General features: G+C 48.2%; 14 protein-coding genes. 7 read left to right on the top strand and 7 right to left on the bottom strand.

Annotated elements, in window-relative coordinates; genetic code table 11:
* Positions 1-79: 79 nt before the first annotated feature.
* Positions 80-1,279, bottom strand: a complete 1,200-nt coding sequence (locus tag ACXACM_RS01840) for a glycoside hydrolase family 88/105 protein (protein ID WP_474819393.1) — start codon at positions 1,277-1,279, stop codon at positions 80-82.
* A 435-nt stretch (positions 1,280-1,714) separates the two neighbouring features.
* Here ACXACM_RS01840 and ACXACM_RS01835 point away from each other — a divergent pair, with 435 nt between their 5' ends.
* From ACXACM_RS01835 to ACXACM_RS01805, 7 genes are all read left to right on the top strand, one after another.
* Positions 1,715-4,453, top strand: a complete 2,739-nt coding sequence (locus ACXACM_RS01835; protein WP_474819392.1) for a TonB-dependent receptor — start codon at positions 1,715-1,717, stop codon at positions 4,451-4,453.
* 87 nt (positions 4,454-4,540) lie between these two features.
* Entirely contained in the window at positions 4,541-5,296 is a 756-nt protein-coding gene (locus ACXACM_RS01830) for a rhamnogalacturonan acetylesterase (protein WP_474819390.1), read from the top strand.
* A gap of 171 nt (positions 5,297-5,467) precedes the next feature.
* A complete protein-coding gene (locus tag ACXACM_RS01825; RefSeq protein WP_474819389.1) occupies positions 5,468-8,146 on the top strand; it encodes a TonB-dependent receptor in 2,679 nt (892 codons plus the stop codon).
* Positions 8,147-8,198: 52 nt separating this feature from the next.
* Positions 8,199-9,713 carry a CehA/McbA family metallohydrolase domain-containing protein gene (locus ACXACM_RS01820; RefSeq protein ID WP_474819388.1) on the top strand — a complete coding sequence of 505 codons (1,515 nt, stop codon included), beginning with the start codon at positions 8,199-8,201 and terminating at the stop codon, positions 9,711-9,713.
* Positions 9,700-10,227 carry a sigma-70 family RNA polymerase sigma factor gene (locus ACXACM_RS01815; protein WP_474819387.1) on the top strand — a complete coding sequence of 176 codons (528 nt, stop codon included), beginning with the start codon at positions 9,700-9,702 and terminating at the stop codon, positions 10,225-10,227. Before ACXACM_RS01820 ends, ACXACM_RS01815 begins: the two co-directional genes overlap by 14 nt.
* Positions 10,227-11,150 carry a FecR family protein gene (locus tag ACXACM_RS01810; RefSeq protein ID WP_474819385.1) on the top strand — a complete coding sequence of 308 codons (924 nt, stop codon included), beginning with the start codon at positions 10,227-10,229 and terminating at the stop codon, positions 11,148-11,150. Before ACXACM_RS01815 ends, ACXACM_RS01810 begins: the two co-directional genes overlap by 1 nt.
* Before the next feature lie 84 nt (positions 11,151-11,234).
* Positions 11,235-14,078: a TonB-dependent receptor gene (locus ACXACM_RS01805; protein ID WP_474819383.1), complete on the top strand. Its 2,844-nt coding sequence runs from the start codon at positions 11,235-11,237 to the stop codon at positions 14,076-14,078.
* A 103-nt stretch (positions 14,079-14,181) separates the two neighbouring features.
* Here ACXACM_RS01805 and ACXACM_RS01800 read toward each other — a convergent pair whose 3' ends face one another.
* The 6 genes from ACXACM_RS01800 to ACXACM_RS01775 all read right to left on the bottom strand — a co-directional run bounded on the left by ACXACM_RS01800 (position 14,182) and on the right by ACXACM_RS01775 (position 21,275).
* Complete coding sequence (locus tag ACXACM_RS01800; RefSeq protein ID WP_474819382.1) at positions 14,182-15,099, bottom strand: sugar kinase; 918 nt, start codon at positions 15,097-15,099, stop codon at positions 14,182-14,184.
* Positions 15,096-15,734, bottom strand: coding sequence for a bifunctional 4-hydroxy-2-oxoglutarate aldolase/2-dehydro-3-deoxy-phosphogluconate aldolase (gene eda / locus ACXACM_RS01795; RefSeq protein ID WP_474819381.1), 639 nt, complete (start codon positions 15,732-15,734; stop codon positions 15,096-15,098). Before eda ends, ACXACM_RS01800 begins: the two co-directional genes overlap by 4 nt.
* Complete coding sequence (locus ACXACM_RS01790) at positions 15,734-17,194, bottom strand: mannitol dehydrogenase family protein (RefSeq protein WP_474819379.1); 1,461 nt, start codon at positions 17,192-17,194, stop codon at positions 15,734-15,736. Before ACXACM_RS01790 ends, eda begins: the two co-directional genes overlap by 1 nt.
* A 3-nt stretch (positions 17,195-17,197) precedes the next feature.
* Positions 17,198-18,613, bottom strand: a complete 1,416-nt coding sequence (gene uxaC, locus ACXACM_RS01785; RefSeq protein WP_474819378.1) for a glucuronate isomerase — start codon at positions 18,611-18,613, stop codon at positions 17,198-17,200.
* A gap of 16 nt (positions 18,614-18,629) precedes the next feature.
* A complete protein-coding gene (locus ACXACM_RS01780) occupies positions 18,630-20,117 on the bottom strand; it encodes a UxaA family hydrolase (protein ID WP_474819377.1) in 1,488 nt (495 codons plus the stop codon).
* 135 nt (positions 20,118-20,252) lie between these two features.
* Positions 20,253-21,275, bottom strand: coding sequence for a LacI family DNA-binding transcriptional regulator (locus ACXACM_RS01775; RefSeq protein WP_474819375.1), 1,023 nt, complete (start codon positions 21,273-21,275; stop codon positions 20,253-20,255).
* Positions 21,276-21,332: the final 57 nt, after the last annotated feature.

Here is a 21,332-nt window from a genome sequence, read left to right as displayed (position 1 = left end):
CTGTTCTTGCCTGTAAAGGTTCACGATTTTGTACACAAGCGCCCCTTAACAATAAGGGGCGCATAGCTGAAGGTGCTGCTTACTTTTCAAGTTCCAGTGCAGCAAGAATAAACGGGCCTACACCTTTGGCGTCGTTAGCACGAACCGGCTCGCTCATGTAGTACTCAACCGAACCATCGCGGTAGGGGTTACCGCCTAAACCGGCAACAGCACAAATATAGTTAAAGCTAATGACGTTATTCGCGGGGTCTACGGAAATCATTTGATCCTGAATACCGGCAAAGCCTTTTTTCGCGTAATCCATATAGCTTTCGGGCAGCACGTGCATGTTCACCGCTTTGGCAATAGAGTAGGTAAGCATGGCAGTGCCAGACCCTTCCAGATAGTTACCCTGGTTATCACCTAAATCGGTAACCTGATACCAGGCACCGGTTTCATGCTGGTATTTCACCACTTGATCGACAAAATTCTGAAGGCGAGATACCAGCCAGTCGCGTTTCTCATGATGGGCGGGCACAACTTCCAGCACATCCACAATAGCCATGGCATACCAGCCTAGTGCGCGGGACCAGTGATTGGGCGACAAGCCGGTTTTCTTGTCAGACCATTTCTGATCTCTGCTTTCATCCCAGCCGTGATGGGGAAGACCGGTTTTTTGTGAATACAGGTGCTTCTCAATAAGCTCAAACTGCTTGAAAACGTCGTTGAGTTCGTCCGGGTTGCCATAGCGCATAATGTATTCAGCGTAGAAAGGAGCGCCCATGTACAAGCCGTCTAACCACATTTGTGACGGGTAACGCTTCTTATGCCAAAAACCGCCTTCGGAGGTGCGAGGGTGGTCTTTTAACTGATCGCGCAGAGTATCGGCGGCCAGCTTGTATTTCTTATCACCGGTTTGGTCGTAGAGGAAAAACAGCACCTTACCAGGGTTAATCATATCTATATTAAATTTGCTGCGCTCATAGGTGTTAATACTGCCGTCTTCATTAACAAAGCGGTCGTAGTAGTTTTTGATGTAATCAAAATAGCGTTCTTCACCGGTTGTTTCATATAGCTTGGAAAACGCCAGGAGGTTCAAACCATGAACATAGTCCCACTGTGGTTCTTCATCCCAATCAATCATCCATGCATCGGGGAAGCGCACCATCTCTGATTCAGCCATGCGAACAGACCAAGGTGCGGTGTTATCTAAATAGGCGGTGGGCTCTGAGGCCGAAAGCGCCCCCGGAGCAGTACTGACGGCAGTGGCCAATAATAAAGAGCGGAAGAACTTACGCATGGAAATCTCCATATTAACAATTTAAAAACTTTGTGTGCTACCGGTTGCATAATGCTGTCGCAAGTCCATGTTGTCAAGTTGTTATCGAGCTAACTTTTTTCCTAACAATTGACCAATTAAGTGGAGGTTTAAGACTAATGTATAAATTTACAATCCTCTGCAGGCCGCATTTTTCTTATGTTTTGGTGTAAATTTACGATAATTTGAAAAAATTAACAAAATAATGCGAAAAAATTATTGCTACCGGTGGCATTTAGGTCTAGGATGTAAATCAAATGTAAAGCCTATGTTCAGTTTTAAGGGTTGTGCATTAGTGAAAATAGTCACCGTTAATTCTAGAAGTAGTAATTGGCGAAGTGACAGGAGTACCCGGGCTACATTGCTATAAGTGTAGTTTTTATAAAAACGAAGAGAGAACACGTGAGGAATCCACTCATGATTTTTGCCAAAAGTTTCAAACAAGCACCGTTAAGTTTAGCTATCTCTGCCGCCGTGTTAACGTCAGCGCCAGGTTTGGCGCAAACATCACCTGATGCAGGCAACGAGAATTTAGAAGTTATTGAAGTTCGCGCTACCAGCTATGCTGATAGCCTCGCCAAAGCCCTTTCACTTAAGCAGTCTTCAGCAGGCTCAGTTGACACGATTTTGGCGGAAGATATTGCCGATTTCCCAGACCAGAACCTGGCTGAAGCACTTCAACGTATCCCTGGTGTCGCCGTAACCCGTGAAGCTGGTGAAGGCCGTGAAATCACCGTTCGTGGTTTGAACTCTACCTTTACCCGGGTGCAACTAAACGGCATGCAGGCACAGTCGCTTTCTGCCGGTACGGGCGGGGTAAGAACCAGCCGTGGTTTCGACTTCAACGTGTTCGCCTCAGAATTGTTTAACCAGTTAAGTGTGTATAAAACCACATCCGCTGAGTTAGACGAAGGCTCGCTGGGCGCAACGGTAGCACTGCGCACTGGTCGTCCCTTCGACTTTAACGAAGACGTAGTGGCTATTAATGCTCAGGGTTCTTATAACGATCAGTCCAGCGAACTCGACCCACGGGTATCGGCACTGGCCAGTTGGACTAACGATGACGACTCTTTCGGGTTTCTGGTATCCGGTTCACTATCACAACGACTAATCAATAACGTTGGTGCTGACACCGGCCGTTGGGAAGACGATACCTTCGGCGCGTGTTCTGCCTGTGATTCAGAAAGTGATGTTTCTGATGTCAGCAACGCGTGGCACCCACGTTTCCCACGTTTCGCCGACAAAACCCATGATCAACAGCGTATCGGGCTAACAGCGTCCTTGCAGTTCGTACCTGGTGACAACACCATGATCACGGTAGATGCTTTATACGCGAATATCGACTCCACCCGTGACGAACCTTTCATGCAGGCAATATCACTGGCCCGTACGGGAGAAACCGGGGTTGGGCAATCTGACGTGACTGCATATCAGATTGATAGCAGCAATACCATGTACGCTGCCACCATTGCAGACGTTGATGTGCGTTCTGAGAACTTCGTGGCGGAATGGGAATCGGAATTTACTCAGTTCAGCGTGAACATTGAACACGATTTTAACGATGATTTAAGCGTTGAGTTCCTGGCGGGTTCGTCGAAGTCTGTGTTGGATAACCGCGAAACCACGGTTATTTACGAACACTTCAGCGACAACGACCCACGTAAAACCGTTGACTACGACGAAGCCAGTTCAGCCGTTACCTATGATTTCTCAGACATGCTGAACCCGACAATTGGTTACAGCTTTGATACTGCAAACCCAGCAAACTGGGAAGTATCTGAATTCCGCGACCGTATTTACGATGCTGAATCTTCTACCGATACGGCGCGCTTTGACGCAGAGTATATCCTTACTGACGAACTTACTCTGACCTCTGGTATTACCTGGCGCGAATATGGCTATGAAATCGAAGGGGTGCGCGCTGATGCCTCATTTGCCTCTCGTGATGGTTCTGATGGCGCAGTAGATAACAATGCCTGTGGCATTAGTAACGTAGTAACAAGCGGCGACGGCAGTGTTGTGTCATTCGGTGGTCAAAGCTTCTTCATGGCAGATGATGCTCGCGCAGCCGACTTTGTTGACAGTGGCTGCTGGCCATACAATGTTCGCCCTGGTGATACCCGTTCAGTAACGGAAGAAAGTTTGGGTTACTACGCCCAGTTAGATTTCAACACCGAGTTGGGCGACAAGGTTCTGCGTGGTAATGCCGGTGTGCGTCACGTGAAAACTGACCTGGAATCAACTGGTATCATCAACGGAACAGAAACGGTAACAGTTGAGCACGATTATTCAGACACCCTGCCTTCGGTAAACCTGGCACTGGAAATGACCGACGAACTCATTCTTCGTGCAAGCTGGGCTAAAGTAATGTCTCGCCCGAACCTGGGCACACTAAGCCCGGGTGGTAGCGTTTCGATTTTCGGTGATTATCGCGTTAGCTATGGTAACCCGTATATTGAACCATTCCGTGCAGATGCGACCGATTTAGCCGTTGAGTGGTACTTCGACGAAGGCGCATTGTTGTCACTGGCGTACTTCAGGAAAGACATCGAAGCATTCCCCACTACTGAAACTCAGCAACTGAGCTGGGCGGAAACCGGGTTACCCGATTCATTGTTAGGCGCAGAGCGCGACAATATTATCAATGAAACTTTTGAGGTAAGTCGTACGGTGAATGGTGAGGGTGGCGATCTGGACGGGTTTGAAATCCAGTATCAGCAACCACTTACTTTCCTGCCTGGACCAGAGTGGATGCGCAAGTTCGGTGTGTTGGCAAACGTTACCCTGGTAGATTCTGAAGTGACCTACGGTGCAGACCGCAAAGGTCCGTTAACTGGCCAGTCTGATGAGTCAGCTAACTTTACCCTGTACTGGGAAGACGATGTATTCAGTGCCCGTATCTCAGCGGCGTATCGCGGAGAGTTTTACACCAACCTGAGCAGTTCTGATGAACGCAAATGGCGGGTAATGGACGATACCACCTATCTGGATTTCTCTACCAGCTACAAGTACTCAGAGAACCTCAAGTTTACGCTGGAAGGTATTAACCTGACCGACGAGAACATTGGTGAATATATCGACCCGGATGCGATGAGAATTATCAGCAACCAGATCACTGGTCGCCAGTTCTTCGTAGGATTAAGCTACAGAATGTAATTCGTTGTTAGTGTGTCCCTTAGGCCATCAGCGATGATGGCCTTTTTTATTTAACAAAAGGGTAAAGTGCGCTTAAAAGGAGTGAAAATGAAAAAGTTTGTAGGCGCTGTGTTGTTACTATTCGTAGCGATAACGGTGCATGCGCAGGACCCAACACGACCAACCCTCCACCTTATTGGCGATTCCACCATGTCAGTAAAGCCAAATCTGGCCTATCCGGAACGCGGCTGGGGTATGTTGCTGCCGGCGTTTATTACGCCTGAGCTGGAAGTGTTAAATCACGCCGCTAATGGCAGAAGTACGAAGCGTTTTATTGATGAAGGGCGCTGGGGTAAGGCACTGTCTGAAATGAAAGCCGGCGACTATGTACTGATCCAGTTTGGTCACAACGATCAGAAAAAGTCAGATCCGGCGCGATACGCGTCAGCGGAAAAAGATTATCCGGCCTATTTACATCGCTACATCAAAGACATTCGCGATAAAAACGCCACCCCGATCATTGCCAGTTCTATTTGTCGCCGTTACTTCAATGACGATGGCACCATTCGAAACACGCTTCTGGATTATGTTAACGCCGCAGAAAAAGTGGCTAAAGAAGCCGGTGTAGCCTATTTCGATATGAACACGTTAACCTGCAATTTTTTGCAGCAGGAAGGTGATGCAGGCAGTGTGAAATATTTTCTTCGAATTCCGCCGGGTCTTTACACACGTTGGCCCGAAGGCAAAAGTGATGACACTCATTTAAATACACTTGGCGCCGCAAAGGTTGCGCAACTGTTTATTCAGGCGTTAAAAAATCAACAGCACCCACTGGCTCGTTACGTTTACCGCGGTACTTTGTAAGTAATTTGCCCGTAAACCATAGGGCCAGTTTATAAAAACCGGCCCTGCGTCAAACCGTCACAAAAGTTTCATCAAATATCTTGTCCGCTTTTCTGTGTTTTCCGCTCATTACCTATGTTACCAGCGCGCACCGGTACTAACTTAACCACTTTGCTTACTTTAGGAACACACATGAAAAACAGATTTCAATACACCACACTGTCGCTAAGTGTGATGGCGGTACTGGCTGGGTCACCGGCTGTTTTTGCTCAGCAAACTGACGCAGATGACAATATGGAAGTTATCGAAGTAACGTCGTTTCGAAGCTCGTTAATTAAGGCGAAAGACTTAAAGCGCGACGCGATTATTTCCCGCGATACCATTTTAGCTGAAGACATTGCGGACTTTCCTGATCTCAACCTCGCAGATTCTCTGCAACGTGTACCGGGCATAACCATCACCCGTGAAGGGGGAGAAGGTCGTCAAATCTCTCTGCGTGGACTGGGCCCCGATTTTACCCGTGTTCAGGTAAACGGAATGGAAGCAATGGGGACATCATCGTCACCCATGGATGCCCGTGGTGGTGTAAGCCGTACCCGTGGATTCGACTTTAATGTATTTGCGTCTGAGTTGTTTAACCGCATCGATATTAATAAAACCTACTCAGCAGATCAGGAAGAAGGTGGTATTGGTGGAACCGTGGGCTTGTATACGGCGAAGCCTTTTGATTATAGCGGAATGAAAGGTGCGTTGTCGGTTCGTGGCGGTTACAACAGTAACAGCGAAGAGACTGACCCGCGCGTTGCAGGGCTTATTTCAAACACCTGGGATAAATTTGGTGCATTGGTGTCGGTAGCGTACAGCCAGCGTCATACTTCTGAATACGGCACTAACACAACGCGCTGGCGCAGAGAAGGCGGTAAAGTAGCGGCAGACCCTACAAATACGGCACTGCAAGCGGAGTTAGATTCCGGGGAATTGTGGTTCCCACGTGGACATCGTTTCTCTCGCTGGAATAATGTGCAGGACCGGTTAGGTATTACCGCCGCCCTCCAGTTTAAGCCCAGTGACGAGTTATCGTTCACGTTGGATATTATGCATGCTGAACTGGAAAACAACACTGATGAACATCACGCGGCAGTAAAAGACAATAAAACGGTAAAAGAGCTTATTTGGGAAGAGAATGACGGTCAGAAGGAAGTGGTGTTCGCCAGTTATGAAGATGCTACGTGGCGAAATGAAAACTCCCGTCGATATAACGAGTCTACCTTTGACCAGTACACACTTACTGTAGACTGGACGATTACACCAGAGTTATATGCCACAGCCATTGTTGGCACCAGCTCTTCAGATTTCGACCAGCCTGAAGTCATAAAATCTAACATCCATGCGAAAAATAAAGTCGATATTACCACCGATTTTCGTGGTGATAGGTTCTACGGCATCAGTGCATCACCTGACTTCAACGCTGCTCAGCTTGCCGGTTACGAGATGAAAGACATCTACCTGCAAGAAGACTACATCAGCAACGATTTTGATACGGCAAAACTGGATTTCACCTACCTGTTAGGCGACACCGGCGAGTTGCAATTCGGCGCACACTACAAAAAGTTTGAAAATGCTGCCTACCGGCTAACTCAAAGCAATGCGCAGCGTATTGCCCCACAAAATACAGATGTGACTGAACTCGATGAGTCGCTGGTGGAGGTTTATAACGAACACCCGGACACAGTGTGGCTGCAGGGCGATTTAGACGCGTTGTTGGGTTTTTACGGACTGACCGATTACCGTATTGATGATAGCGGAATTACTAAGAACGACACCTCGCCGGTTACAGAAGAAACCATGGCGTACTACGTGCAGTACGGCTGGGAGTCAGAATTGGCAGGTAAGCCATTACTGGTTAGTGCTGGTGTTCGTTACTTTGATACCGAAATTACCGCAGCAGGGCTTTCCTCCGGCGTTCCCATTGAAACAACCCGATCTTACTCTGATGTGTTGCCCACGTTAAATGTGGTTTACGAAATTGAAGACAATATCTTGTGGCGTGCGTCTGCCAGCAAGAACGTTACGCGGCCATCACTCGGGGCAATTAGTTACAATGCGTCAGTGTCGCAAACCTCTGGTGACGCAATTACCAGTGTGAGTATGGGTAATCCGATGCTTAGCCCGTTTGAGTCAGTAAACCTGGATACTGCTTTTGAGTGGTATTTTGAAGAAGTGGGTTATGCGGCAGTGGCATTTTTCTACAAAGACATTGATAACTTTATCGTTGATACAACCAGCGAGGTGGTATATTCATCGTTAGGTTTACCGGCGTCTTTGTTACCGGCAGACAAAACTGTAGACAGCATCTTCTATCTGCAACGCCCGGAGAACATGGATGCATCTAAAATTAAAGGGGTTGAACTGACGTTTTCACGTGACCTTACCTTCCTGCCTGCGCCATTCGACAATTTAGGTGTGATAGCCAACTACACTTATGCCGATGGTAATGCGCTGTACCGCAATATCTACGGTATCGAAGGCAACGATCAGGAAAAAGCTTTTACCGGTTTATCCGATCACAGCTATAACCTGACTGTTTATTATGAACAAGACAACTGGGGAGCGCGGGTTTCTGCTGCTTACCGAAGCGATTACCTCACAGGGGCGTCGTCGAGTGGTGATCAGGATGAATCGGGCTACCACGGCACAACGTTTATTGATTTCTCGTCGTTTTACCAGTTAACAGATTCTATTAAGCTAAGTCTTGAGGGAATTAATTTAACTAACGAACGCCAGGAGTTATACAGTGATTCGCACGACAGGGCGTACAACACCACCACCAGTGGCCGTACGTACATGTTGGGCGCCACTATGCAATTTTAAAAAACACGGCACACCCGTTTAACGGGTGTGCTTTTTTCGTTGGAATGTAGCAATGACAAGAATATTTATCACCGCTCTACTCACATGCACTGTACTGTTATTTGCTGCATGTTCAACAACCACGAACAACGAAAGTTCGCCCCCTTCTTTTTTGCCTGAGGACGGAAAAAGCTGGCTGGCGGGCGACCATCACATTCACGGGAAATACAGTGCAAAGTGGGACACAGAAACGTCGCCGCCTACCCCTATTCTCTTTGGTGATGCGCACTATTACACTGCACTTAACGCCAGAATGGCCGCCTTTCACAACTTAGACTGGATGGTTACCACTGATCACGGCGGACCAAATCATAGCAACGTCAATTTACACCACGCCTATCCGGAGCTGGTGGATTCGAGAGCTGCAGTGCCTGAAGTCATGCAGTTTTACGGAATGGAGTTTGATACTCCCGGCGCTCGTCACAGTACGCTTATCATTCCAAAAAGTGAAAAAGAAGAAGAGCATTTGTACTTTATTGAGCGTAATTATAATCGCAGAGAAATCTATCCCGATGAATCGCCACGGGATACACAGCAATTTATGTTGCATGCTTTAGGCGCAATGAAAAGCCTGACTCCGACACCATTATTAGTGGTGAATCATCCTGCCCGAAAAGCGCCGGCCCTGAATGAATACCAAAAGGTGACGCCGGACAAAATGCGCCAGTGGCAGGATACCGCGCCTGACGTGCTGATAGGAATGACCGCCATTCCCGGGCATCAGGCGGCAACCATTAACCCGGATGGGTCCATTGATACCAGTGCCCCACGGGCGGAGTACTTTGCTTACCCCACTCACGGCGGCACCGACCAGATGTCTGCCATTGTCGGTGGCGTTTGGGACAAGTTACTCAGTGAAGGGCGCAAATGGACAGTAACCGCAGTTTCTGACAGTCATGCACATTTTACTGAAGGGCGTACCGATTTCTGGCCGGGTGAGTACGCCAAAACTTATGTGCGTGCATCACAAGATTACCAAAGCGTGGTAGACGGTTTGCGGCAAGGTGAAGTGTTCATCACCATGGGCGACTTAATTGATGCGCTGTACGTAAAAGTAGAGCAAGGCTCTAACGCGGGTCACATAGGGCAAAACGTTGAAGTAGAACCGAACGCACCTGTGCAGCTAACCATTGCATTTCGCGACCCTCAAACTAACAACTTCAATCGTCAGAACCCGTCCGTTGAGCGGGTGGATGTCATTTATGGTGAGGTAACCGGTGAATATTCAGAGCAGAATACTGCGCCCGCGAAAGTCATAAAACGCTTCTATGAAAGTGACTGGCAGCAAGAGGCTGGTTTTTCTGTGATGCATTTAACTTTACCAGCGCCAGATGGGCCAGCCTATATCAGAGTACGGGGAACCAATCGCAAGCATGAAACAGAGCCTCAGGCAGATGAAAAAGGGGAGAACCCCTGGGATGATCTGTGGTTTTACAGTAACCCCGTGTACATTAACACCGATATGGCCAGGTCACCCGCCGATTGCAATGAATCTGTCATCTCCGGGTGTAATAATGACCAGCTGTAGTGTGTCCAAGGCTGTAACTTCTTCACCCATGTCTGATAATGCTTCTTCAAACTCGCTGAGTACGCTGTTAAATGGCAGTAGCCTGCGCCGGTATTTGCAGAAAAATACCCGTTGCTCAGAAGATGCCGCCGATTTTTATCAGGAGTCGGTGACCCGAGTGCTCGAGCAGTCGCGAACAGGAGCGATTGAAAACCCCATAGGGTATGCAATGCGCATTGCCAGAAATTTGCTTGCAGGCAACGCCCATGTTGTAACTGACGAGCTGGAAGAACAGCAGTGTAACCGGGCTAATCCGGAGAGTCAGCTCGATCACGAGCAGCGTATTCAACTTATATATCAAGCACTGGACAGCATGCCAGAGCAACGCAGACGCGTGTTTGAGATGCGAAGAATTGAAGGTCTCAATCGTCAAACCATTGCTGCCCGTTTGGGGATCAGTGCAGAAGCCGTCACCAGACACATTTCCCGGGCGATGACAGACATTCAGCTTTATTTGGATAGTGCGGAGAAATGATGACCAGTGAAAAGGAAAGATGTTACCTGGAAGCTGGGGAATGGATAGAACGTTTGTCAGATGGTGAACTGGATACACTGAGCAAGCACCGTTTTCAGCGTTGGTTAAACGCCAACCCTCAACATCATCAGGTGCTGGAGAAAATGGTGAAAACCTGGGCCGACCCTGCGTTGACAGAAGCGTTTTCATTACATGCACAGCCGACACCCATGCGCAAAAAATATACCCGGATGACCTGGATTGGCAGTGCCCTGGCTGCATCGGTGATGGCCTTGACATTGCTGTGGCCAAATATGGGAAGTGAAACCGTACAGCCCGTTACCATTACCGCATCTCATGAAACGCTTAGCGATGGGAGCGAGGTGCAGTTGCAGCGAAACACCGAATTGGTGATGCTGTATTCTGACAATGCCAGAAAGCTTAATTTGTTGAAAGGGCAGGCGTACTTTGAGGTGGCTAAAGATCGGGAGCGCCCCTTTACTGTGAAAGTTGGCCAGGCAACGGTAACTGCTGTTGGCACTGAGTTTAATATCGACCGCCACCAAAACAGAGTTAATGTGACGGTTTATGAGGGCATTGTTGAGGTAAAAGGGCAGTACGACACACCGCCAGTGCTACTCAAGGCCGGAGAGCAGGTCGTCATTTCTAACAACCAGTTGCAGAAAGTAGAGCAGGTGGATCTCTCTACGTTAGTTGACTGGCGCTCGGGTTGGATTGAGCTGAATAATGAAGCGCTGTCGTATCTTGTGGCACATATGAATCGCTACAGTGACAAACCCATTGTTCTGGCCACGCCTGACCTGGCAGACAAGCGGGTGGCCGGGAGGTTCAGGCTGGAAGACACGGAACAAACTCTGTCTGTGCTGTCTGGTCTCTATCAGTTTACGACTGAATACGGTGAAAATTCCATTTCAATAAGGTAATAAGTACGTGTGTTAAGGCAAAGTAAGGCAGTTGGGTGTTTACGGGTTTTATTGCTGACAAGCATAGTAATCCCAGCGGTGGCAATGTCTGAACACCAGACTCAGCTGCCGTTAAGTGAAGCCCTTACCTTATTTAGTCGCCAAACCGGAGACACAATTGCCTTCGAGCCAGCACAGGTAGAAGGCTTTACCGTTGTACTTTCGTCGCCATTATCAGCGACTCAATCAACGCTCGAACAATGGCTTTTACCCACATCCTTGTGCGTGCAGCACGTGGAAAAAGGTTGGGTTGTAAAGCCCTGCGCCGATGATAAACCTCCCCCTGCCACTTCCTCGCCAACCCAAGATAATAATGGCCACACGCCTGTGGAAATAGAGGTTACTGGCTATCGTCAATCGCTTATTAAGGCCAGAGAGATAAAGCGTTTATCGATGATAACCAAAGAGTCAGTTCTGGCAGAAGATATTGCTGAGTTTCCCGATCTCAACCTGGCAGATGCGTTACAACGGGTTCCTGGTATCACCATCACCCGGGAAGGGGGAGAAGGCAGGCAAATTTCGCTGCGTGGATTGGGCCCGGACTTTACTCAGGTACAGGTAAATGGTATTGAGGCCATGGCCACAACCTCATCAGCTATGGATGCGAGGGGGAGTGTCAGCCGCACCCGGGCATTTGATTTTACGCTGTTTGCTTCTGAGCTCTTTAACCGGATAGACGTGAATAAATCGTACTCGGTGGATCAGAGTGAGGGAGGTATTGGCGGCACTGTGGTTCTGAATACGCCCAAGCCTTTTGATTTTAGTGACAACATAAATACGCTTTCAGTAAAGCAAAGTTACAATGAAAACAGCAGTCACTTTGACCCCCGTATGGTTGCCATGTTCAGTCGGCGCTGGGATAACATTGGAGCCCTGGTCACTGCTGCCTATAGCAAACGTCACACAACAGAGTACGGCACGAACACAACTCGCTGGCGACAGGAAAAAAAGGACTATACCGGTGACGACAGCGGGTTTCCCGTGGCAGCGCTCAATGACGGTGAATTTTGGTTTCCCCGCGGGCATCGCTATTCATTGTGGAACAATACACAACAACGCACGGGAATATCGGCCACGTTGCAGTACGCCCCGAATAAAGCCTGGGATATATCTTTAAACGGTATCGTCAGCCGGTTGCACAATAATCTCGATGAGCACCATATTGCCGTGAAAGACAACGATAAGGTATCGGTGCTGTTATGGGAGCAACGTGACGGGGATCAGGAAGTTACCTTCGCCAAGTACGAAGACGCCACATGGCGCATAGAAACCCGGGAGGATGAAAACACCTCACTCTTTTATCAGGCGAGTGCTGACGCGACCTGGCAGCCAAACAACCGCGAGTTATGGGAATTTGTCGTGGGCGGCAGTGTCAGTGACTACAAACAACCCAAAGTGAACAAGGTGAACATAAGACGCACCGGTGTGGATATTGTTACAGACTTTCGTGACGACCGCTTTTATGGGGTAAGTTACTCTACCGATACTGATACCACATCATTTGATGATTTGTATGTTAAGGATCTCTACTTTCAGGAAAACACCATGCGCTCAGCATTTACCCACGGGCGTTTGTCGGTGCGATACCTGCTTGAAAAGGGGCGTGCCCTTACCACCGGAGTACAATACAAGACGTTCTCCAACTCAGGTTACGACAGGGCAAGAAGCATCTTTCCTGCTGTGGATGGCTCGTCGGCCTTACCGCAAAGTACCCTTAATTTGTTTGCGCAGCATCCGGATAAATCCTGGGCGCAAGGTAACCTGGAGGCAATTCAGGCTCATTACGGTTTAACGGATGTTACCCTCACCCGTGCCGATACAGTGGAGCGCTCAGACTTTTCCTTACGGGAGGCAACTTACGCGGGATTTGTGCTTTACGACACCAGCATGCAGTTGGCTGAGCACGTGTTTTATATGCAGGGAGGGCTTCGATATTACGCAACGCAATTTGATACCAGTAGTTTACAGGATGGGGCCCGGCAAGCTGTGTCCAGAATGTATCAGGGGGTGTTATTCAGCTTCAATGGCGTTATGGAACTGTCTGATGATGTCTTGTGGCGTTCAAATATCCACGAAAATATAACCCGGCCATCCATCAAAGATTTGTCGATGACGGCGGAGGTATCAAAAGCCTCCAGAAACGAAGGGGACATCGGCACGGTTTTTCTCGGCAACCCATTGCTGAAACCGCTCAAATCGTTAAACATGGAAACAGGGCTTGAGTGGTACTTTCAGAATGACGGCTTTTTAGCACTGTCTTTATTCTATAAAAAAATAAATAACTTTGTGGTGGAAGACGTTGTCGCATCACCCTACCGGGATCTGGGGTTGCCGGAAAGTTTGCTGCAAGAAGGGGATTCTGTGGATGACATATTCTATGTAAGTACACCGCAAAATACAGAAAGCACAGATTTCAGAGGCTTCGAAATTACCTTCTCCAGCGATTTCGATTTTCTACCGGCACCCCTTAATACATTAGGTATAAACGCTAACTTTACTTACGCTGATGGTGAAACCCGTTATCGGGATGTACAGGGCACCGGGGAAGCGCAAACGAAAACCTTTGCCGGTTTGTCAAAGCGAAGCTACAACATTACGCTGTATTACGAGCGCCAGCATTGGTCAGCAAGGCTTTCTGCTGCCCATCGCAGCCCTTATATTCTATCCGTTCAGCCGGGCAATACAGATCAGGATGAATCGGGGTATCACGCCACTACATACCTCGATGCGTCGTTGTCGCTGGATATCCTGCCGGGATTAAGTTTAACCGCAGAGGGGCTGAATCTGACAAACGTACGCGAAGTACTCTACAGCGATTCCAACAACAGAGCCTACAATACCACGCTCAGTGGCAGAACCTATTTACTCGGGATGAAAGTAGAGTGGTAAGCCAATAGGCATATCACCGGAACTGACGGGGGGGGGGCGGCACCAGCTTCCGTAACTATTGGGACAAGTAATAGAAACGGAAGCGACTTTCGGTACCGCCAGTTCACGAGAGGGCGGTAATGTGGTTGTAAAAAGTTTCTTTTTCGACAATAGCGCCGGGATAGCTAATTACTGTGGCCGCCACTTTGGCACCAAAACTTGCTGCGTCGGTTACCGTTTTACCGCTTAATCTTGCAGACAAATAGCCGCCATTGAACGCATCTCCTGCTGCTGTGGTATCAACAACATTTTCCACCCGTTCAACGGGAACAATACAGTGGTCGCTTGCAGTGAAAATATGCACGCCAACTGCGCCATTTTTCACAACAATTTCATCAACGCCCAGTTTTGCCAAGTGCTGATGAATGCTTGTCACGTCTGTATGACCGTATAACGCCAGGTGATCGTCGCCACCGGGAAAGGCAATGTCGGCGTGAGCATAAGCTCTGTCTGACCATTCCTGCGCTTCTTGCTGAGAACGCCACAGGCGAGGTCGATAATTGGGGTCGAATACAACTCTGCCCCCGGCAGCGCGGATTTGATCTATGGTGTCGAACAATTTAAGACGCTGGGCGTCGTCAAGGATAGCCAGGGAAATACCACTGAAATAAAAAATATCAGCATGGCCTATGTTGCCATTCACAAAATGAAAGGTTTGCGTGGCAGCGGAGTTTGCCCGCCAGTAGGCAAAGGTGCGTTCTCCGTGACTATCTGTTCGCACCATATACAGACCTAAATTTTGCTTTTCACTGCGAAATACAAGGTCGGTGTTGATTTCCTCATCACCCAGTTGGAACAGTAATTCATCGCTTAGAAAGTCTGCGCCAATGGCTGTTAAGTAACTAACAGATTGCTGGTGAGCACAGCGTTTCAGGTAAACAGCAGTGTTGTATGTGTCACCGGCGTACCCTTTAGAAAGAGTATTGTTGCCGCGGTTCACCAGCTCTACCATGCATTCGCCAAAAATGACAACCCGACTCATAGGCCTAATCCTTTGTATGCCTCCAGGGCGTGTTTACAGGTTTCGGTAATACCCAGCCAGTTTCCTTCTTTCACCATAGATGATGGGATCATCCACGACCCTCCTACAGCAAAGACATTAGGTAAAGAAATATACTCGCCTAAATTGGTACTGGAAACACCGCCGGTCGGGCAAAAGCTGATATCTTTGAAAATGGTGCTTAATGCTTTGAGCATTGGTGCTCCACCGCTCAAATGTGCCGGGAAGAATTTGAGCTCTGTTAAGCCGTATTCACTGGCCATTTGGATACTGGCAGGGTCACTGGTTCCCGGAATGAAAGGCAGGTTGCAAGACATCAGCGCGTCCAGCAGGCGAGGACTTACTGTGGGCGTGACCAGAAATTGACTTCCGGCGTCAGTCGCTTCAGTGACGTGCTCTGGCGTAAGTAAGGTACCCATACCAACAAGCATGTCCGGGAAAGCCTTGCGGATGGCTGTTACGCATTTTGATGCGGCTTCCGTCCGGCGCACGACTTCCAGGTTTTTCAGCCCGCTAGACTGAACAGCGTCGGCAATATGTAATGCCTGATCGACACTGTCAGCTTGTAAGATGGGTAAAATGGGGGCCCCATTCAGGCTTTCGCGAATTCCCTTCATCATAACTCTCCAAGGCGCTGGGCCATGTTGTCTGTATTCAGACCTTTTAACTGCTCCACTTTTTTATGAACCGCATCCCGAAAAGCGGGCTTGTCCGACAATTCAGCAAAAATATCACGTTTATTGAGCACCGCATCAGTAAGGCTTGCTATATCGCCTTTGTGCTGTTCGGCCAGACTCAGCAGGTGGTCTCCCAAGGGATCAGTGATGGACTCGCCGGCTTGCTGACGTTTTGCAATAAATAGAATCCACGCTGCAATAGGTACGCACAGCAACTCAAAACTGGCTTTAGCTTTTATCCTGTCGCGCAGAGTATTTAAGATTCGAAACGGCAGTTTTTGCGATCCATCCCAGGCTATTTGAGACAGTAAATGACGAATGTGTTTGTTGTGATAGCGTGATAAAATGTCATTGCTGTATGTCTGCAAATCCATCTTGTCGCCAACTTCAATGGTTGGCAAAATTTCGGTTTCAAGGAGACGGCGCACAAACGCTTCGATTTCTGGTTTGCTAATGGCTTCATAAACCGTTTCAATGTTCAGAAGCGTACCTACATATGCCAGGGTAGAATGGGTGCCGTTCAGTACGCGCAATTTGGCTTTTTCAAACATATTTACGTCGTCGGTAAACGTCACGCCAACTTTTTCCCAGGCCGGACGAGGACCGCTGAACTTGTCTTCTACTACCCACTGAGTGAATGCTTCACGTTGAATTGGCCATTCATCAGTGACGCCCAAATCAGCTGCAGTTTGCTCCACGAGAGCTTCATCGGTTGCTGGCGTAATGCTGTCTACCATGGTATTCGGGAAAGCAATATTATTGCTAATCCAACTGGCAAGATCTGAGTCTAATAAACCTGCAAAGGCAATTACCGCAGCACCTAGCTTACTGCCGTTATCTGACACGTTGTCACAGCTAACAATGGTGATATCACCAATACCTGCAGCTTTTCTGGCACTAAGTGCAGCAACCAGTAATCCAATGGCAGAGATGGGTTCCTCGGGAAAATCCTTGTCGTGAACGATATCAGGGTGTGCCGCATCCAGCTTACCCTGACTGTCGAGGCAATAACCTTTTTCAGTAATGGTAAGCGTTACAATGTGAGTAGTAGGTGCCGTCAGCGACGCCATTATGGCGTTGCGATCTTCGCTAAGTACATACACCTCATTCAACGCACCGATGATTTGGGTGTACGGCTGGTTGTCTAATACAACCAACGAGTAAAGATTATCTTGCTCTGCTAATTTTTCTTTAAGTGTTTTACTGCGCATGGAAACTGCGTCAATACGCCAGTCTCCGCCGTGTTGCATCGCTAAATCGGTATAAACTGCCTGGTGGGCACGGTGAAATGCGCCCGGGCCGATGTGTACTATACCCGCTTTGGTTGAGGCAACATCATATAACGGTTTCTTTACCTGCGAGGGTAAACCAGCCAGCGTAGAAGAAGATAAATGTGCCATAAATTACCCCAAATTGTATGCTTTTTTAGCTAGTTTATAAGTTAATTGTTGCGCCAGCTCGGCGGCTTCCCAGTCGCTGATACGATGTTCTGTGACAAGCTGCGCAAGGAAGCGGCAATCTATTCGACGAGCAACATCATGTCGGGCAGGGATAGAAAGAAAAGCCCGTGTATCGTCGTTGAAACCTACAGTGTTGAAGAATCCGGCGGTTTCGGTAACCTGATGACGGAACCGCAACATGCCCTCAGGGCTGTCATGGAACCACCAGGCCGGACCTAATTTCAGACAAGGATAATGACCCGCAAGCGGAGCAAGTTCCCGCGAATACACAGTTTCGTCCAGTGTGAACAAAATAATATTCAGGTTGGCTTCGTTGCCGTACTTGTTCAACAATGGTTTTAATGCATTTACGTACTCAGTTTGCATTGGAATATCGTGGCCTTTATCGCGCCCAAACTTCTGGAACAAGCTTTCGTTATGATTGCGATAAGAACCCGGGTGAATTTGCATAACCATGCCGTCTTCTACACTCATTCCGGCCAGTTCAGTGAGCATTTGTGCGCGGAAAAGCTCTTGCTCAGCAGCACTGGATTTTCCACTTAACACCTTGGCAAATAGAGCTTCGCACTCGCTGGCTGACAAATCAGCTGTTGCGGCAGTAGGATGACCGTGGTCTGTTGCTGTTGCACCGTGCTGACGGAAAAACTCCCGGCGTTGACGTAACGCGTCCAGGTAGCCCTGCCAGCTTTGCGTATCTTCACCTGTGATGGCACCAAGTTTAGCGACGTTCTCAACAAAGTCTTCGCGGGAGGCGTCTACTACATCATCGGGACGGAAGGTGGTGATAACGCGTTTGTCCCACCCAGAACCTTTCAGGGCGCCATGATGTTGTAAACTGTCCAGTGCACCTTCGGTGGTAGCGATAAGCTCGATATTAAACCGATCCATTAATGCGCGGGGTTTATACTCAGCTTTTGCCAGCTCTGCAGTAATAAACTCGTAGTAATCCATGGCGTTTTCAGAGCACAACATATCGGTCAGGCCGAACACATCTTTAAATACAGTATCGAGCCACATCCGCGAAGGTGTGGCGGCGAACAAGCTGTAATGGTCTGCAAATATTTGCCAGATTTTCTTAGGATCGGTTTCTGTTTCTCCACCGTCCCAGCGCTTAATACCCAGTTGCTCTAAAGTGACACCTTGCGAGTACAACATGCGGAATACATAGTGATCGGGCAAAATAAACAGTTCGGTGGCGTTACCGAAATTTTCGTCATACGCAAACCAGCGCGGATCAGTATGACCGTGCGGGCTAATAATTGGCAGGTTGCGAACAGACTGGTAAAGCGCTCGGGCAACATCGCGGGTTTTAGCATCTACAGGGAATAACCTGTCTTCATGAAGCAAAATCGGTTTCATATTGATCTCTTTGTTATTAGAGGGTTACGCCTCGTTTCCAGATAGCAATCTCATGACTGCCGTTTTTCTCGTTACAGGTCTGTTTGCCCGACGCTGTAGAGAGACAAAGTTGGTACAGCTGTACTGCGCAGTCGTCTAACGGCATACCTTGCAATACTTGTCCCGCATTGAAGTCAATCCAGTGTGGTTTTTGTTCTGCTATCCTGGAATTTGACGATATTTTGAGTGTGGGTACAGGGAACCCGAGCGGTGTACCGCGCCCGGTGGTGAATAAAACTATGTGGGCACCGCTTGCCGCGAGTGCCGTAGAACTAACTGCGTCGTTGCCTGGAGCCTGAAGTAACGACAGTCCGTTTTGGTTCAGCGGCTCACCGTATTTTAATACGCCGCGAACGGTTGCCTGGCCGCCCTTTTGAACAGCACCTAAGGATTTTTCTTCCAGCGTGGTAAGTCCACCGGCTTTGTTGCCAGGAGAGGGGTTTTCATACACAGGTTGATTATGGTCCAGGAAGTACTGCTTAAACTCGTTAACTAAACTTACGATACTTTCGAAAACGGGTTCGCTGACGGCACGGTCCATCAGAAGTTGTTCGGCTCCGAACATTTCAGGAGTTTCGGTTTGAATAATTGAACCGCCAATATCTGTGAGAATGTCGGTCATTCTGCCAACCAGTGGGTTAGCTGTAATACCGCTAAACGCGTCGCTGCCACCACATTTAACTCCTAATACCAACTCCGAGGCGGGGACTGGTTCGCGTTTGTCTCCTTCAAGCTGAGACAACATCTCCTGAACCAGTTTAATACCTTCTTCTACCTCGTCGCCCACTTGTTGGGAATTGTAAAATCGCAGACGTTCCTCGGGTTTATCTACCAGTTCAAGCAAGTCAGGTAACTGATTGTTTTCACATCCTAAGCCGACAATTAACACTGCTCCGGCATTAGGATGAGAAGCTAGTGCAGCCAGAATGGCACGGGTATCGGTAAGGTCATCTCCCAGTTGCGAACAACCGAAAGGGTGAGTGAACGCGCGGAAACCGTCGCATGTATCAGGAAAGCGTTTTTCACATTCAATTGCGATGCGCTCAGCGGTGCGATTCACACAGCCCACCGTGTTAATTATCCAGACTTCGTTACGAATACCAACTTTTCCATTGCTTCGACGATAGCCCATAAAGGTATCAGAAGATTGTTTGCAACCGGTGGCATCGTCCGGGGAGTGAGACCATTTGTAAGCCTCTTGTCCACTCAGGTTGGTTTTCAGATTATGGCTGTGAATATGTTGACCAGCAGAAACATCACTGAGCAGATGACCAATGGGGAAGCCGTATTTGACGATATTCGTACCTGCCTTCATGTTTTGAAGTGCAACTTTGTGGCCAGCGGGAATATCTTCAGCAAGCGTGACTCTCAACGCATCATCTTTGATTCCAGTAGCGAGATCCATTGTTGCAACGGCCACGTTATCTTGAGGGTGTACCTGAATAAGTTGTATCTGACCGTGCATGGTTTGCTCCTACTGCGAAATTAATAATGGCTGTTAGCTTAATAAAAACATAAAAACAGTTTCTTAACATGAATGCCACCGGTGGCAATTGTAGGTCAGAACGCGACGATGATCAACGTTCAGAGTCAATAAATTTTACCTTTCTGCTTTTTTAGTAGACTCGCGAATTATAAGGTGCGGCTTAACAAGATAATTTTCCAACTCGTCACTGGGTTGGTTTTCAATCATGGCAATGATTTTTTTAGCGGCCAGCGATGCCATTGCGTTCACCGGGCGCTGTACTGTGGTGAGAGACGGAATAACTCTGGAGGCAAGTAAGTTATCATCGAAACCAGCAATGGATAATTCTTCTGGTACCTTTATCCCCATCTCATGCGCTACTTTCAGCACACCAGCTGCCATTTCGTCATTGTTGGCAAAAATCACTCCCGGACGATTGCTTTGGATCAGCAATTGCCTTGCACAGGAAATACCGCTCTCATAACTGTTTTTCCCTTCAATGATGTTATTTTCCGGCAGAGTGATACCGAGTTCTTCCAGGGTATCGCAGAAGCCTTCTAAACGCTCAATGGACGAGTAGTATTTTTTTGGGCCACTGATCACAGCAATATCCCGATGGCCAAGGGAAACCAGATAACGGGCAAGATCGCTCAATGCCGCACGGTCGTCTGATACCACGATATTGGCGTGGTCGTCTAAATCCACTGATGCCATACGCACATAATTAATGTTGTTATCACTCAGTGCTTTGGCGAGCTCTTTAGATTCTGACACCGGCGGCAAAATGGCTACGCCATCTATGTTTGAACGTTTTACGAATTTAACGCACTTTTCTACAAAATCTGCCTCGGTGTAATTGCAAGGATGTACAACCAGTTCATAGCCTTTTTCAGAGCACACACCAAGTACACCCCGTTGAACCTGGTCGATGAAGAGGGCGTCAGGGTTGTCGTAAATTAAACCAAGCAAAAAACTGCGGCTGGCTGCCAGCCCTCGCGCTTGCTTATCTGGGGAAAAGCCAAGTTCATCAATTACTTTTTGTATCTTTTCCCGAGTAGAAGTGCCGACATTGGTCGCACCGTTAATCACGCGGGAAACAGTGCGTTTAGACACACCGGAAAGGCGGGCAACATCGTTTATTGTAGGACGTTTTTCCATTATTATTCACTTTTTAAAAGCGCAGTTTTTGGCGCGCAAGAACCTAAGCTTTATTAT

This window comes from Alteromonas sp. AWQ4_252, assembly GCF_056158205.1.
This window is presented reverse-complemented; position numbering and strand designations above follow the sequence as displayed.